At 44.2% G+C, this 14,598-nt stretch carries 16 protein-coding genes and 1 pseudogene; 5 read left to right on the forward strand and 12 right to left on the reverse strand.

The window, feature by feature from the left end:
* The first annotated feature begins 256 nt into the window (after nucleotides 1-256).
* From BTJ40_RS04995 to BTJ40_RS05005, 3 genes are read left to right on the forward strand one after another with little or no spacing between them, the layout of a single operon-like run.
* The gene (locus BTJ40_RS04995) at nucleotides 257-982 is read left to right on the forward strand and encodes an arylamine N-acetyltransferase (protein ID WP_108732054.1); all 726 of its coding nucleotides are present in this window, start codon (nucleotides 257-259) and stop codon (nucleotides 980-982) included.
* Nucleotides 983-1,020: 38 nt separating this feature from the next.
* Nucleotides 1,021-1,248 (forward strand): phosphopantetheine-binding protein, encoded by a 228-nt coding sequence (locus tag BTJ40_RS23035; protein ID WP_369974279.1) that lies wholly within the window; start codon nucleotides 1,021-1,023, stop codon nucleotides 1,246-1,248.
* A 31-nt stretch (nucleotides 1,249-1,279) separates the two neighbouring features.
* Nucleotides 1,280-2,194 carry an amino acid--[acyl-carrier-protein] ligase gene (locus tag BTJ40_RS05005; RefSeq protein WP_108732056.1) on the forward strand — a complete coding sequence of 305 codons (915 nt, stop codon included), beginning with the start codon at nucleotides 1,280-1,282 and terminating at the stop codon, nucleotides 2,192-2,194.
* Between the two features lie 470 nt (nucleotides 2,195-2,664).
* Here the strand turns inward: BTJ40_RS05005 and BTJ40_RS05010 are convergent.
* A pseudogene (locus BTJ40_RS05010) lies at nucleotides 2,665-3,614 on the reverse strand (IS5 family transposase).
* A gap of 271 nt (nucleotides 3,615-3,885) precedes the next feature.
* Nucleotides 3,886-4,347: a hypothetical protein gene (locus BTJ40_RS05015; protein WP_108732057.1), complete on the reverse strand. Its 462-nt coding sequence runs from the start codon at nucleotides 4,345-4,347 to the stop codon at nucleotides 3,886-3,888.
* An 839-nt stretch (nucleotides 4,348-5,186) separates the two neighbouring features.
* Between BTJ40_RS05015 and BTJ40_RS22910 the strand changes: the two genes are divergently transcribed.
* Entirely contained in the window at nucleotides 5,187-5,321 is a 135-nt protein-coding gene (locus BTJ40_RS22910) for a hypothetical protein (protein WP_255422858.1), read from the forward strand.
* Nucleotides 5,322-5,510: 189 nt separating this feature from the next.
* On the opposite strand, the gene BTJ40_RS22145 is transcribed toward BTJ40_RS22910, so the two are convergent.
* The 5 genes from BTJ40_RS22145 to BTJ40_RS22150 form a co-directional block, all read right to left on the reverse strand.
* On the reverse strand, nucleotides 5,511-5,672 hold the full coding sequence (locus BTJ40_RS22145) for a hypothetical protein (protein ID WP_192879376.1): 162 nt from the start codon (nucleotides 5,670-5,672) through the stop codon (nucleotides 5,511-5,513).
* Nucleotides 5,669-6,202, reverse strand: coding sequence for a hypothetical protein (locus BTJ40_RS05020; RefSeq protein ID WP_108732058.1), 534 nt, complete (start codon nucleotides 6,200-6,202; stop codon nucleotides 5,669-5,671). Before BTJ40_RS05020 ends, BTJ40_RS22145 begins: the two co-directional genes overlap by 4 nt.
* A gap of 1,560 nt (nucleotides 6,203-7,762) precedes the next feature.
* On the reverse strand, nucleotides 7,763-8,176 hold the full coding sequence (locus BTJ40_RS05030; RefSeq protein ID WP_108732060.1) for a hypothetical protein: 414 nt from the start codon (nucleotides 8,174-8,176) through the stop codon (nucleotides 7,763-7,765).
* Between the two features lie 17 nt (nucleotides 8,177-8,193).
* Complete coding sequence (locus tag BTJ40_RS05035; protein ID WP_108732061.1) at nucleotides 8,194-8,568, reverse strand: hypothetical protein; 375 nt, start codon at nucleotides 8,566-8,568, stop codon at nucleotides 8,194-8,196.
* Between the two features lie 667 nt (nucleotides 8,569-9,235).
* Complete coding sequence (locus BTJ40_RS22150; protein WP_157953894.1) at nucleotides 9,236-9,412, reverse strand: hypothetical protein; 177 nt, start codon at nucleotides 9,410-9,412, stop codon at nucleotides 9,236-9,238.
* A 325-nt stretch (nucleotides 9,413-9,737) separates the two neighbouring features.
* Between BTJ40_RS22150 and BTJ40_RS22155 the strand changes: the two genes are divergently transcribed.
* Complete coding sequence (locus BTJ40_RS22155) at nucleotides 9,738-9,917, forward strand: hypothetical protein (RefSeq protein WP_157953895.1); 180 nt, start codon at nucleotides 9,738-9,740, stop codon at nucleotides 9,915-9,917.
* Between the two features lie 73 nt (nucleotides 9,918-9,990).
* Here the strand turns inward: BTJ40_RS22155 and BTJ40_RS05045 are convergent, their stop codons facing one another.
* The 5 genes from BTJ40_RS05045 to BTJ40_RS05065 all read right to left on the reverse strand — a co-directional run bounded on the left by BTJ40_RS05045 (nucleotide 9,991) and on the right by BTJ40_RS05065 (nucleotide 13,895).
* Nucleotides 9,991-10,482 (reverse strand): hypothetical protein, encoded by a 492-nt coding sequence (locus BTJ40_RS05045; protein ID WP_108732063.1) that lies wholly within the window; start codon nucleotides 10,480-10,482, stop codon nucleotides 9,991-9,993.
* A gap of 957 nt (nucleotides 10,483-11,439) precedes the next feature.
* Nucleotides 11,440-11,676: a hypothetical protein gene (locus BTJ40_RS05050; RefSeq protein WP_108732064.1), complete on the reverse strand. Its 237-nt coding sequence runs from the start codon at nucleotides 11,674-11,676 to the stop codon at nucleotides 11,440-11,442.
* A complete protein-coding gene (locus tag BTJ40_RS05055; RefSeq protein WP_108732065.1) occupies nucleotides 11,673-12,182 on the reverse strand; it encodes a hypothetical protein in 510 nt (169 codons plus the stop codon). Before BTJ40_RS05055 ends, BTJ40_RS05050 begins: the two co-directional genes overlap by 4 nt.
* A gap of 798 nt (nucleotides 12,183-12,980) precedes the next feature.
* Entirely contained in the window at nucleotides 12,981-13,367 is a 387-nt protein-coding gene (locus tag BTJ40_RS05060) for a type II toxin-antitoxin system YafO family toxin (protein ID WP_108732066.1), read from the reverse strand.
* Nucleotides 13,368-13,532: 165 nt separating this feature from the next.
* On the reverse strand, nucleotides 13,533-13,895 hold the full coding sequence (locus tag BTJ40_RS05065; protein ID WP_108732067.1) for a hypothetical protein: 363 nt from the start codon (nucleotides 13,893-13,895) through the stop codon (nucleotides 13,533-13,535).
* Nucleotides 13,896-14,598: the final 703 nt, after the last annotated feature.

Raw genomic sequence — 14,598 nt, forward strand, 5'->3', positions numbered from 1 at the left:
TTTATAGAGCCCTGAGAATTGTCTAGACGACTTGCAAAGTTCAGAACATTGTTAATTCGATGCAGGGGAATAAAGAGATTGAAGAGAACGATGCCAAGGCTGCACTCTCGAGTACTGATCTGGAAAGGTTGGGGAGAGCGTGAAATAAACTTGAACAACTGTAAGTCAGAAGTATAAAAAATAAACTATGCCGTAACAACAGCAGCGTCTACTGTCCATTTACACTGTCTATTACGATTCCGTGAAGGAGGAAGACATGGATATCGATGTTTATTTGGAGCGCATTGGATTTGAAGATGAGATCCGAATTGACTACAGAACTTTGTGTGCCCTTCAAAGGGCTCATATACTCAGCATTCCCTTTGAAAATATTGACATCCATCTCGGGCGGCCACTCAGTATGGAACCAGCCAAGGTATTTGATAAGGTGGTACTTGGTCAGCGGGGTGGATGGTGCTATGAATTGAACTTCCTTTTCGCCGCCCTCCTTAAGGAATTAGGTTTCAACGTCGAAATGGTTGGCATGCTCTCCATGCAGCTAATGAAAATCTCTCGCGAGCAAGTCGGAAAAGAACTACAGATACGTCACCCCGGGATTGCTGTAAACCTCGATTCCAGATATATCGCCGATGTCGGCAGTGGCGACGGCCCCCTGCAACCAATTAAATTCCCGGACGTTGACCCCAAGATTATCGGCCGAGTACCTCCGAATGACTTCACATTAGCAGCCGACTGGTTTCTGGAGTCACCTCTCTCTCCACACTTGAAGTCGGTGATTTGCGTTAGCGTTGATGAATCTACTGTAACTTCTCTTTTCGACCGGCAACTCCAGGAAGGAAAAATTTCTCGAGTTATTGAGTCTGCGGAAGATTTCGTCAACACACTTAACAAAAAAATCGGTATAGACCTGCCAGAAGCGGCAGGCTTGTGGCCTGACATAGTGGCGCGCGATAAATCAGCTAAGGCGAGGGTGCCGGCGTGATATCGACTACAGACGATTGGGTCATAGCTCAAGTTCGGATGCTGGTAGGGCGCCACGCAGGGCTGTTGGTGTCGGCTGAAACGCTATCATTTTCTGACAACCTCTATGATGCAGGTATGAATTCCTTAGCCTCCGTTACATTATTGCTATCTCTTGAAGAAAGCTTCAATGTCTTTTTCCCTGATACAATGTTAAACCAAGAGACGTTTCAAAATTTGGGCAGTATCTGCAATGCTATTTCAAACTTAAGAAGAGACACGCTATGAACTCTTGTTACCTTAATGGAGCCTTCCCATCATGCATGTAAAGACGCCGATCTCATTTCGTGAGAAGTTATTCAATGCCGGACTTCTAATTGAGACAGAAGTTAAAGGGATTTACGGATTCAGTGAAGGCTTTAATTACGTCATCCGATTTATTGACAATATTGTCAGTGAAATGGGTTTCAAAGACAATGCTCAGTCTGTCCGTTTCCCACCGGTAATTAAGCGAAGCTTAGTAGAAAGGTGTGGATATCTCGAGAAATTCCCCCATCTCGCCGGCACAGTGTACAGTTTCTGCGGTGATGACTGCGCACATGCACAGATGCAGTTGGCGATGGCTGCCGGCGACGATCCAACGAATTTCCAGCAGCCAACCGATGTTATGTTGACACCAGCTGCTTGCTATCCAATCTATCCAATGATCTCTGAACTCAGTCCTCTACCGCAAGGAGGGGTTGTCTTTGATGTGCAGTCCACTTGCTATCGTAATGAACCCTCAGATGATCCTGTACGCATGCAATCTTTCCGCATGCGCGAGTATGTACGAGCAGGCGAAGAGATGGAGGTCCTGGAATTCCGAAACGTCTGGATGAGGCGCGCACAGGAATTCTGCAGTGAGCTTGGTCTCGACTTTGAAATCAAGGTGGCGAATGATCCCTTCTTCGGTCGTAGCGGCCGTCTCCTTGCCGATAACCAACGTAAGAACTCGCTCAAATACGAACTTCTTATCCCAGTTTCGAATTGGGAAGAGCCAACTGCCTGCGCGAGTTTTAACTACCATGAGGACCATTTCGGTGAAATTTGGTCGATTCGTACTGCTACGGGCAATGTGGCGAAGAGTGCATGCGTCAGCTTCGGTTACGAGCGTCTTGCTCTCGCTCTCATCGCTCATCATGGCACTAGTATTAACTCTTGGCTCCCTGCATCCGTGCGGGCAGGAATGGTGTGAGATAAATATTCACTCTCGATACTAGCGATGAGATGTGAATACAGTTGTCGATCAGCATATGCGTAACGAAATCTCATTGCCGTTATCAGAGAAAAATTGCGTGGAGATATACCCATTTTTAGGATCTCGAACATATTGGGTATATTTAGGGTATGCACCTGACGATATGACTACCATTGCCTCTTCCGCCAAATATGGCTCGAGTATTTGTAAAATCGGAAGTCGATCTGCTGGCGATCCATCCAAGAATACCATATCAATTTTGCATGGCAATGGTAAGCGAAGAGTCTCGAATGCATCCCCATGCCTAATTTCAATTAGGGAACCTCTGATCAACGAAGTATCTTTCTAGAATTAAGCTGAACCGCGTAAAAATTCACTTTTTTACGCGGTTCAGCTTAATTTTCGCGTAATAGCTCTCTGGTTTTTCACCTGAAGTCCTCAATAGGCGGATTTCAGGCGCACCACCCCTAGGTAGCCAAGTATTTTCTCCCTATTAGTAAGTTGGTAAAGCCTGCTAGCAAGCACAGCCGCTCAGTATTTTTTACCTGTCCCCGATAGCGGACCTGTCATAACCAAATACCCGTTTGATGTAGCGAAAGGGGTGCTCAACCTTTGCTCTTATCTGCGCCTTGATCTTTCCCGCCTTACGGAGTGCATCACGCCCTGGAAGAGTTTTTAGCTTGCTCGGCTTCATTGCTATGTACCAATCTACCTCCCGCTCTTTCAACTCTTCACGCTTCTCCGCACCAATGTACCCAGAGTCACCCCAAACTCTTCTTTCCTCCCCTTGGAGGACTCACTCTGTGGCTGTGACATCAAGCGAATTTGCTTCTGTTGTATCTACGCTGTGTATTACTCCGAGTACATCATCAACCCCGATATGCATCTTCATTCCAAAATGCCACTGATTGCCTTTCTTTGCCTGATGCATTTCCGGATCACGCTCTTTCTTTTTATTCTTAGTTGAAGTTGGCGCAGAGATAATAGTGGCATCTACAATGGTGTCTTCACGCAGTACCATGCCATTCTCAGCAAGATGTGTATTGATTCCATCAAAAAGCGCTGTACTTAACTGATTCAGCTCCAGTAAGTAGCGAAAGTTAAGAATCGTTGTTTCGTCGGGAATTGAGCCGCTCAAAGTCAAATTGGCAAAACTACGCATGGATTCAATTTCATACAGTGCATTTTCCATAGCGGGATCACTGAGGTTTTAAAATAGCTGTATGCAATGAATACGGAGCATGACATTCAATGGATATGGCTGTCGGCCACGTTTGCCTTGGGGATAACAAGGAGTGATCTGAGCTTCTAGTCGCTGCCATGGGATGAGAGCATCCATTTGAGAAAGAAACTTCTCTCGGCGAGTTATACGGCGCTTTAGATTGTATTCTGCTTCGTCAAAGGTGACTTGGTGCATGATTCATCGTAGTCTTGATGGGTAGCTGAATAATACCAAATTGACTCAGAATTATTCAGAGGCTCCCTAAATCCATGAGTTAAAAGACAAGTCTAGCCTGCCGATATGTACCCAGTCGGATATAAAGTTGAGATAGCGCACTGCTATGATACTCAACTCAGCTGAGGAGCTGCTCGACATAGAGATTCATTACGGATAGGGAGCCGCCCATTAAGGACCCGTACGATGGGTGGTGTGGGGGCCGGTAGCTAGAAACTTCCGGCTACCCGATTTAGCTTTGATCTCTCACTGGGCACCGTAATAGTGCGGACTCTACGCCAGAAATAACTTTATTAAATTCTTTTTCCTTCAATTCGAACACCACTCTCCAATCGGATGGTGGGCGGCCAAATTGCTTCAGTTCGAAGTTAGGCTTCAGCTCGTGGCTTAGATGGATAGATATTCTCACTGAACTATCTGTACAAGCAAGAAACTTAAACTCCAAGCAAGGCTCGGTAAAAGAGAGCCTCGTGTAACGCGGCAATCTTCGCTCGGAGAGGTGCCTAAACCATTCAAGAATTCTCATCAATTCTGTAGTTTCGAGCGCCGGATCAACTGCTTCAAAGGTATCTTTGCCCTGCTTGACGATTAATTTGATAAAGCACCAGTCATCCTTTGGACTTTCGGGGAATTGGTAGCCCTCAACGGACAACTCTAGCTCTACTTTATTTTCAACATTACTTAACTTAAACATATTTCATTCAGCTATGGGTCAGTCTTACATTTAACGCCCGGTTAATGGGCAGGAGAAGCAACGCGAAGCCTGTCCGAGTGGAAGCTGTGTTTTTCGCAGCTGGAACGAATTGAACCGCTTGCTATATTTATGCACTACCAAAGATACGAGCCACACACCGATTACAACCCCAGATTGAAGTCACTAAGCCAAGGGAGAATAGAAAGCCAAGAAAAATACAAAGTGACTTTGTAACCATATCTAAAGGCCCTTCGTTTTGGACTACCGTATATACCCCATAGCCTCCGCCCACTAGGGCAATTAAGCTGAGTATAAAGAGTGTTGGACGTTTCCACTTTGCTTGAGGCATATCACCCCAGAAACATAAGAAATTAACAACACTACAAAGATTACAATGTTTTCTCATATGATTTAAATATAACACCTAAATCAGGTGCGCCGTAGGCGTCACCTGGATTTACTTGGTACGCCCAGCATGGGCGTGGACTAATGGGGTGAAAGTCCCCTGTAGGAATATCACCATTTAATGGATTCCATTAAATGCTAACTACTAGCGAATGGCAACTGCAGTACCGCGAGATCTTGTGGGGAGGAAGCTGCTAATAAAACTACGAGCTGACGAACAGAAACATCCTGTAGGGCTTAGCCTGGAGGCGAGGTGGTGGAGGACACCGAAGCTATGTGGTCTAACGGGTAGAGTCAATGATGCATCTGTGTAGTGAAAGTTTACGTTCTTATCTGGGGAGATCTGTTTAGCTTGCTGCTGTGAAGCTGTCAGCGTGGCCGCTGACTCATAAGTAGGCTTAACCCGTTAGCCAACATTACGGGAATTGAAAAAAATGATGGAATACAGCAGCGCCTCGATCAGTAATGACCAGGGTGATTCAACAGAAGTCATAGCCAAATACCAAGGTGAATACCTTGGACATGGTGAAGGCCTGAATCTTAATCCACGAGTTAGAAAGCAGGGCTAGCCTGCCGATATGTTTCCAGTCCGATGAAGTTGAGGTAGCGCAATGCCAGAATACTCAACTCAAATGAAGAGCTGTTCGACACTATCGTAGGGTAGAGATTCATTACGGATAGGGAACTGCTCATTGCGGATCCGCACGATGGGTGGTGTGGGGGCCGGTAGCTAGAAACTACCGGTTACCCGATTTAGTTTATTCTTCCTCGTCGCCCCGTTCCACCAGATTATCTGGAGAACCGAATGTATCTTTTTTACTCAACTCATCTTCGATGTCTTTAGGGCGAGGCTTAAAGAGATCTTCTGAGGATTTCTTTATTTCTTCTTCAATTTTCTTTAATTCATCACTATTTTTCATAGATCTTTTACCAAATAATGTGGTACGCCTTGCTTTCCAGGACATAGCGAAAATCCACCGTGAGATGAATAATATTTCACCAATTTATCGTTGAGTGGATCCATTACTCTAATTTGAGTCGCGCCGATTAGACGCGCATACGCTTCATAGGCCAATAATGAAACAGGAAACATATCGTTTGCGAACAAAATATGCTTGTTGAAACGCTCTATAAAGTCCAAACGTATAGCAGTGCCTCTGTAGGTCGGCCGACCGAGAGTTAATGAGCACAAAGTACTTCCGTGCCACACAGAAAGGTCAAACGCCTTTGGATAGAAAATTTTGTACCGGCTAGAAAAATTCCAGTTCCAGCTCACAGAGCGTTCTTGATCCAAATCTATTGATTTGAAAGCAGCAAGAGCTTTGTGATCTATTGCCTCTAGCGTGATTTTTCCGAGGAGGTGCCTTGGTAAGTTTCTGGATGCCATGTCTCTAGCTTGAGAGCCCAACTTCTCATATTTATTGATTGTTTCTAGATGCGAAACTTGCATTCCAACTCCTTTTGTCAATTTAACTTCCGTACAAGTTAACGCCCCACACAGGGATAGACAAATAAGCGCAGCATTTTGGTTGTTCTTGTGACCAGCTGGAGTGATTGCTGCTGCTTGCTATGCCTAGCATGGGCGTGAACTAATGGGGTGAAAGTCCTCTGTAGGAAGATCACCATTTAATGAATTCCATTAAATGCTAACTACTAGCGAATGGCAACTGCAATACTGTGAGGTCTTGTGGGGAGGAAGTCGCTAGCAAGACTACGAGCTGGCGAACAGGAGCATCTTATGTGGCTTGGCCTGGAGGCGAGGAGACCAAGGGCACCGAAGTCGGGTGATCTAACGGGTAGAGTCAATGGTGCAATTGTGTAGTGAAAGTTCACGTTCTTATCTGGGGAGACCTGTTTAGCTTGCTGCTGTGAAGCTGTCTGCGTGGCCGTTGACTCATAAGTAGGCCGAGCCCGCTAGCCACCATCGTAGGGTAGACAAAAATGGTGGGACACAGCAGAGCCTCGGTTAGTAATGGCTTAGAAGATTAAACAGAAGTCAGCCGACGGCATAGTAGCTAAATGCCAAGATTAATGCCTTGGACAGGGTGAAAGCCTGAACCCAAAATCCACGAATTAGAAGGTAGGGCTAGCATACAGATATGTTTCCAGTCGGATAAAGTTGGGGTGGCGCACTGCCATGACATTCAATTCGATGGAAGAACTGCTCGATACTATCACTGGGCAGAAATTCATTAGGGATAGGAAACTGTCCATTCCAGGTTCATACGATGGGTGGTGGAGGGATCGGTAGCTAGAAACTAACGGCTACCCGATTTATGTGTGTAACTTTTGATTAAATAACTGTTCATAGTCTAGCTCCATGTTTTCTATGAAATCCTCTGCTATTAGGGGAAAGCCTTCAGTGTGCTCTTCTCGATAAGATATTCGGAACAATCTATAGAGAAGGTCGTGCTGTTTGATGCTGACACGAACAGATTTGTATGGCCGCCTATAAACTATGTCGTCGTTAAGTTCCTTCGTACTAAGGATATTGTACTGATCCGATGTGATATCAACACAGTATCGGTCTACTTCTAACCAGTAGTGAGATATTGTCTCGTTCCCCGATCTATCCTTACAAACACCGCCAACTCCAATGATTTTAACTTTCGGCCAGAGCTTTAAAAAATGATAGGCCAGCAGCATTGATGAAAGCTTGCAGTTCATTACCGGAAAATCTGGAGTTACCAACTTTATTCGGGTCTTATCGCACGAATTTAGTAGGGATCTTAACCTTGATGCTTCTCGTTCTATTTCTCTGAAATTGGGCACTGAAGCTAATTCCTTGCTTAAACATAACGAAAGTGTTAAAAAACACCCATATTTTATATCGTACTTCTACGTAAAAAATAGTCCAGTCATCAGTGAAAACTTGACTAGAATTCACGTAAAACACAATTTATTTTAAAATTTGATCCTCTCTGATGAGGCAGAGATATACATTAATTTTTCTACAGCCTAAACTCCTCAAACAGCGGCAGTTTTGGAGCAGCGGTGCTGCTTTGATTTGTTAGGCACTGACCTTGGCATACAACTCCCCTAGAGTTACATCTTCTGACCAGAATTCAGAGATTTCCTCAATAGACTTCTCAAAGCACTCTGAAAGAGCTTCTACAAATGTTTCACATTCGAGATTGTCACCTAGTGGAACTTTACCATTGTACAGAGATTTATATATGTCAATTGTCTTATCATTTGGACTAAACTTTAATCGTGTTTTTGACGATAAAGCCATGCCCTCGACAAGGCATTCTAAGAATAGACGTATTTCATCATTGTTCTTATCTGGAAAGGCCAACTTCCACTTCTTTCCTTGGCACTTTCGGGCACGGAAAGCCTTCGGGCCTTTCGTGTACTTGAGGTAGGCCAGGAGCGAAACTGCAAAAATGATTGCACATATAATTAATATGCTCTCGATGTCCATGATCGCTTAACGCCGTGTTAACCGGTAGACGAAGGCTGTGAAGTTGAACACTTTGTTATATTTTTGGACTTTACGTATTCCTCGACATATTTTTTAACTTCTTCGTTACTGAGCTTGAAGCCTTGGCAGTGGTCATAGTTGCGTTCAACTGGTGAAACACGATTGGCAACTATGTGCTGGCAGCCGCCTCCCACATTTTTTCCGTGACCTTCTTTTTCGCACTGAGCCACTTCCTGCCAGTAATGAAAAGTATTTACCGAGCTAGTACAGGCTTCATAGGCATATTGGGAGTCTTTTACCATTTGGTTCCGCGCTTCACGATATTCCTTGGTCAATTCGCAGGCTTGGGCCAGCGGAGATAGAATAAGAAGCAAATACACTACTTTATTCATGATGAAATATAACACCTTTAGCAACGGCTGAAATGTAGCGGCGAAGTCGTGGAATGTAGGTCCAGCCCCTCAGCGGCGATGTTGCCTAAACTTGGTACGCCCAACATGGACGTGAGCTAAAGGGGTGAAAGTTCCCTGTAGGAGAATCACCGATTAATGTTTTCCATTAAATGCTAACTACTAGCGAATGGCAACTGCAACACTAGGACGTCTTGTGGGGAGGAGGCCGCTAGCCAAGGCGAACAGAAACATCCTATAAGGCTTAGCTTGGAGGCGAGGTGGCCAAGGACATCGAAGCCGGGTGATCTAATGGGTAGAGTCAATTACGCGGTTGTGTAGTGAAACTTCAGGTTCTTGTCTGGGAAGGCCTGTTTAGCTTACTGCTGTGAAGCTGTCTGCGTGGCTGCTGACTCAGAAGTAGCTCACTGCCATGATACTCAACTCAAATGAAGACCTGCTCGAGACTTTCGTTGGCTAGGGATTCATTACGGATAGGGAACTGCCTATTGCGGACCTGCACGATGGGTGGTGTGGGGGCCGGTAGCTAGAAACTACCGGCTATCCGATTTAGCGCTGGGGTGGGCCCTGCGGTTTTGATTTAATCGGTAAAGAATGCAGTTTTTGGGCGATCTTTCTTTTTGCTTCTTCTTTCGATTTAGCCTCTTTATCACTTTTTGTCGTTTGTTGGTTCATCATCATTCTCAATCTCTTCAGTTAGTGTCTCTGGTGATCCGACAACCGACGGTTCATCATTTATGTATGTTGGGTTATCTTGAAGAATCTTCTTAGCTCTCTTTCTAAGCTCTTCAGGAGTTAATGGTTTTTTTCTTTCGTTCTTGCTCATGAGATGGCCTTCACAAGATGGTGCTTGTGATTCTTTTCACTAGCAGCTTTGCTGTATGTATATCCGAATGACGAATAGTATTCGATCAATTTTTCATCAATTGGGTCAATTATGCGTAATTCATCAGCTCCAATAACATTTGCATACAGCTCGGCAACTGAGATGGTTATAGGAACAATCCGCCCTCTAAGAGGACTCGAAGACGGCCTAGATTCGATAAATTCTAGGCGAAGTCGTGTGCCTGCGTAGCTAGGTCTACCTAAGCTTAGGCCTGCAAGGGTATTTCCATACCAGGTGGCCAGTTCAAATCGCTTGGGGTTTCTATATGAATAATCCTGATAGCCGCTATCCCAAGGCCAATCAACTCGCCTATTGGGGTCTTCATCCCATAGCTTTGCCTGCATTAGGGCCTTTTGACAAATGTTGTTTCTATCGGTATGTTGAGGTGACGCGCACCATGACACTCGACTCAAATGAAGAGCTGCTCGACACTATCGCTGGGTAGAAACTCATTATGGATAGGCAAGCATCCATTGCGGACCCGCACGATGGGGGATGTGGGGGCTGGTAGCTAGAAACTACAGGCTATCCGATTTAGGCATTTCGCGCTCTTTTAGTTTTTTAGCTTTATCGATAATTTTTTTATATTCTTCAATGTCATTTCTATAATGATGGAAATGAATATCGCAAAAGCTTACATGGCGATAGCTCTTTGGCTCATCATCTTCGCCTTCTGGAAGGGTTATAAAATAGTATGTTCCTGGCGTGAAACCTACGTAACCAGTGCCGATACCAAGTAAATCTTTTAGATCTGGATTGTATTCTTCGTTACCCTTAAAGTTTTCAATTGTATCGTACTTAACCTTTAGTATTTTTACATGACCGGCCGATTCTGGATGTTCACGCTCCATCTTTTGTGTTTCTTTTTTATCTAAGGCTACTTCCGTGACATATATCATGAGTGCTCTACGAGATTCACGAAAGCTATTCTCTAGTGAATTATCTTTTTCACATTGAAAAGCAAATATCGGTCCGGAGAAAAACATGATAAATAAAATTAAGTACTTCATATTTCCGTTGCCTAACTTCAAATTAGTAGTGGCTGTAAGCCGTCGTGTTTGATTGCATTGTTAACTATTGATGCCAAGTTGTGGCACAACGAATAAAACAACTACAAGTATCATGCAGATTATTATTGTAAACGAAATTAAAGCTCGCCATATTGAAGACTTAGTTGATAGCTCACCTCCCGGTCTAAGAGCGTTTTGAACAAAAGTTGCTTTAATATGATTTTGTTGGATTTTTTGTCTGCTGATGCCACTTCGAATGATAAACCGAAAGATTGCAACTACCAGCGACACCATTGCTCCGACAAAAAGTAGGCCAATTAATAAAATTCCAATTCTTATCAATATATCCATAATATGTAATGACAGTTAACGCATTTATATCGGGCCGTGTTGCTAGAAAGCAGTGCTTCTAGTAGTCCGGCCCGAAGGGCGAACGCTGATAAACTTGGTACGCCCAGTATGAGTGTGGACTAATGGGTGAAATTCCCCCTGTAGGAAGATCATCATTTAATGGGTTCCATTAAATGCTAACTACTAGCGAATGGCAACTGCAACGCCGGGAGGTCTTGTGGGGAGGAAGTTGCCAGCAAAACTAAGGGCTGACGAACAGAGATATCCTATAAGGCTTTGTCTGGAGGCGAGGTGGCCAAGGACACTGAAGCCGGGTGGTCTAGCGGCTAGAGTCAATGATGCAGTTGTGCAGTGAGAGTTCACGTTCTTATCTCGGGAGACCTGTTTAGCTTGCTGCTGTGAAGCTGTCTGCGTGGCCGCTGACTCAGAAGTAGCTCACTGCCATGATACTCAACTCAAATGAAGACCTGCTCGAGACTTTCGTTGGGTAGGGATTCATTACGGATAGGGAGCCGCCCATTGCGGACCCGTACGATGGGTGTGTGGGGGCCGGTAGCTAGAAACTACCGGCTACCCGATTTAGGCGGGGAAAGTAAATACGAAGCACTACCTTTTTTTGATAGCGATAGATTGAATTTGTTTTAAATCCACAGATTGCTTCTCGGATTTCTGAAAGGTATACAGAAGTTTTTCATAAAACAGTAAATCTTCTTGAAGATCCATTCTTTCATCATCATCTATTTCTTCAGATTCAATATCTAGTTTCAAAAGACCAATATAGCCTTCCAAGGCTGAACGGATATATGATATTTCTTTATAAGATAATTCTCTTAACTCACTCATACCTTTCTCATCTGTGTGCCGATCTCACTCAGTTTATCAGTGAATTCTGATAATTTCATGCTGTATGCAGGCTGGAATGCATAGTGAAAATGCCCATGTGCGTCAGGCTCAACATCCTTGGCGATAAGAATTCCCTCTGGTATAACGACATTCTTTGGAACATAATACCAACAGTCATTTTTGCCCATTTTAAGTTTTGGGCTCATAGCATCAAATAAAGAGACACCACCTGATTTTTCTAATACATAAAGCTCATCGTTTTCTTTGAAGGTGATTATTTCATTCCTCTTCGAGGTTTCAATACCCGTTCTTTTATTAACACTCTTCATTGGGCGGCTATCTTCGTGATGCCTTAATCTAGTTATTCTTGTGGTATCATTTTTTCCCATTCGATAAATCATTCGTTTATCAAGTTGCTTTAGATAAACAACCGGTTTAGCTATCCGATGTTGCTCCCTAAATTTAGACATAGCTTCATGTCTAGTTAGTGTAGTTTCCAATATCACTATTTTTTCCTTGTTATATTGTTGATGACGTGATTGCCTAACGAGCCGGCGGCAAAGTCGTCAGGTTGTGCGCTTTGGTACGCCCAGTATGGGCGTGGACTAATGGGACGGAAGTACCCTGTAGGAAAATCGCCATTTAATGGATTCTATTAAATGCTAACTACTAGCGAATGGCAACTGCAACACCGTGAGGTCTTGTGGGGAGGGAGCTGCTAGCAAAACTACGATCTGACGAACAGGAATATTCTATAAGTCTCAGCCTGGAGGTGGGGTGGCCAAGGATGCCGTAACGGGTAGAGTCAATGATGCAGTCGTGTAGTGTAAGTTCACGTCCCTATTAGGGGAGATCTGTTTAGCTTGCTACTGTGTAGCTGTCAGCGTGGCCGTTGGCTCATAAGTAGGTGCAACCCGCTGTGAGGATAGACAAAAGTGGCGGAACACAGCAGCGCCTCGGTCAGTAATGGTCAAGGTGATTAAACAGAAGTCAGTCGACGGCATAGTAGCCAAATGCCAAGATTAATACCTTGGACAGGGTGAAGGCCTGAACCTAAACTCCACTAGTTAAAAGACAAGGCTAGCCTATCGGTATGTTTCCAGGCGGATAAAGTTGAAGTGGCGCACTGCCATGACACCCAACTCAAATGAAGAACTGCCCGACATTATCGTTGAGTAGAGATTCATTACGGATAGGGAGCCGCCTATTGCGGAGCCGCCCATTGCGGACCCGCCTATTGCGGACCCGCATGATGGGTGGTGTGGGGGGCGGTAGCTAGAAGCTACCGGCTACCGGATTTAGCATTAGACTTTAGATCTAAAACCCTCAGCAATTTCAGCCATATCCAGCATGAAATTGATATTTCTAGCCCTTTCATGCGCTCTATCTATAACTGCGATTAGCAGGTATGCATTCGGATTCATAAAACCGCGACAATATAAAAGATGTAGATTACTCAACCTTCGAAACTGGACAATATTTAAGCTCCATTTTTCATTGCCTTTCAGATGGATATGATGCATATCTGCTTTGAGTACAGCATCTGGACGATTGTATGAGGCATCTCGACCAAAGAGTAGCGGAGCATTTCCGGATTTTTTATACGTTCTGAACTCCGATACAAGACTAGCCAATTCCGACTCTGGCATCGTATCCCGTATTAGAGAAGAGGTAAAAACCTTTACTTCCATTCGGTAAATTCCTCAGTATTACTCTTTTCTTTCTTCCTTTTTTCCAAGGCCTTATCGGTATTTTTAGACGATATAATTAGCGATGATTCAGAGATGGGCTTTTGAGTTGTATGGTTACCGGAATATTTCACGTTAATTTGAGTATTCTTTTTCATACAATAGGCCTTAATTGGATACCACGATTTCTTTGAATATTTTCATGCCCTTGAAGATCGAATAACAACCGATATCATCCTCTGTGTATTTTTGAGATGGAAGTTTTGCTAACATTTCCTTAGCTGAGAAATTAAATTCAGCTAAAGTTGAGATAAGTGGTAATAGACCATTCTCAGGATCATCCGGTTTGAAATAATATTCAGTCGAACTGGATTCGCCTTCATATATATTGATTACCAAATAGGCATCATCTCCTTCGCCGAATATTTTAAAATTACAATCTATATCATCTAAAGAAACGTCCTTTTCATTTACGATGAAATCCATCCATTGATAGAGGCTATTTAGATTTTCATAACTAATAGATTTCATTAATTTTTCTCGATCTTTGCTACCGATTCAGATTGCGGCAAGCGTCAGCAAGTCCAGCCACGCAGTGGCGAACAACATTGACTTAGTACGCCCAATGGACGCGGACTAATGGGTGAAAGTCCCCAGTAGGAAAATCACACTTTAATGGGCGCCATTAAATGCTAACTACTAGCGAATGGCAACTGCAACACCGTGAGGTCTTGTGGGGAGGAAGCCGCTAGTAAAGCGATGAGCTGACGGACTGAAACAACCTATAAGGCTTAGCCTGGAGGTGAGGTGGCCAAGGATACCCAAGCAGGGTGATCTAACGGGTAGAGTCAATGATGCAGTTGTGTAGTGGAAGTTCACGTTCTTATCTGGGGAGACCTGTTTAGCTTGCTGCTGTGAAGCTGTCAGCGTGGTCGCTGACTCATAAGGCCCAACCGGCTAGCTATCATCGCGGGGATAGTGAAAAGTGCTGGGACATAGCAGCGCCTCGGTCAGTAATGACCAAGGTGATTAAACAGAAGTCAGGTGACGGCATAGTAGCCAAATGCCAAGATTAATGCCTTGGACATGGTGAAGGCCTGAACCCAAACTCCATGAGTTAAAAGACAGGCTAGCCTGCCGATATGTTTCCAGTTGGATAAAGTTGAGGTAGCGCAATGCCATGACATTCAACTTAAGTGAAGAGCTGCTCGACACTATCATTGGATAGATATTT

Origin of the sequence: Microbulbifer sp. A4B17 (assembly GCF_003076275.1) — a bacterium.
Taxonomy (GTDB): domain Bacteria; phylum Pseudomonadota; class Gammaproteobacteria; order Pseudomonadales; family Cellvibrionaceae; genus Microbulbifer.

Coding starts and splice junctions, on each gene's coding strand:
- BTJ40_RS22150 (WP_157953894.1), bottom strand. CDS start 9,412: ATGAGCAAGAACGAAAGAAAAAAACCATTAACTCCTGAAGAGCTTAGA.
- BTJ40_RS22910 (WP_255422858.1), top strand. CDS start 5,187: ATGATGGAATACAGCAGCGCCTCGATCAGTAATGACCAGGGTGATTCA.
- BTJ40_RS22145 (WP_192879376.1), bottom strand. CDS start 5,672: ATGAAAAATAGTGATGAATTAAAGAAAATTGAAGAAGAAATAAAGAAA.
- BTJ40_RS23035 (WP_369974279.1), top strand. CDS start 1,021: ATGCTGGTAGGGCGCCACGCAGGGCTGTTGGTGTCGGCTGAAACGCTA.
- BTJ40_RS05050 (WP_108732064.1), bottom strand. CDS start 11,676: ATGAGTGAGTTAAGAGAATTATCTTATAAAGAAATATCATATATCCGT.
- BTJ40_RS22155 (WP_157953895.1), top strand. CDS start 9,738: ATGAATAATCCTGATAGCCGCTATCCCAAGGCCAATCAACTCGCCTAT.
- BTJ40_RS05065 (WP_108732067.1), bottom strand. CDS start 13,895: ATGAAATCTATTAGTTATGAAAATCTAAATAGCCTCTATCAATGGATG.
- BTJ40_RS05030 (WP_108732060.1), bottom strand. CDS start 8,176: ATGGACATCGAGAGCATATTAATTATATGTGCAATCATTTTTGCAGTT.
- BTJ40_RS05005 (WP_108732056.1), top strand. CDS start 1,280: ATGCATGTAAAGACGCCGATCTCATTTCGTGAGAAGTTATTCAATGCC.
- BTJ40_RS05045 (WP_108732063.1), bottom strand. CDS start 10,482: ATGAAGTACTTAATTTTATTTATCATGTTTTTCTCCGGACCGATATTT.
- BTJ40_RS05035 (WP_108732061.1), bottom strand. CDS start 8,568: ATGAATAAAGTAGTGTATTTGCTTCTTATTCTATCTCCGCTGGCCCAA.
- BTJ40_RS05020 (WP_108732058.1), bottom strand. CDS start 6,202: ATGCAAGTTTCGCATCTAGAAACAATCAATAAATATGAGAAGTTGGGC.
- BTJ40_RS05060 (WP_108732066.1), bottom strand. CDS start 13,367: ATGGAAGTAAAGGTTTTTACCTCTTCTCTAATACGGGATACGATGCCA.
- BTJ40_RS05015 (WP_108732057.1), bottom strand. CDS start 4,347: ATGTTTAAGTTAAGTAATGTTGAAAATAAAGTAGAGCTAGAGTTGTCC.
- BTJ40_RS04995 (WP_108732054.1), top strand. CDS start 257: ATGGATATCGATGTTTATTTGGAGCGCATTGGATTTGAAGATGAGATC.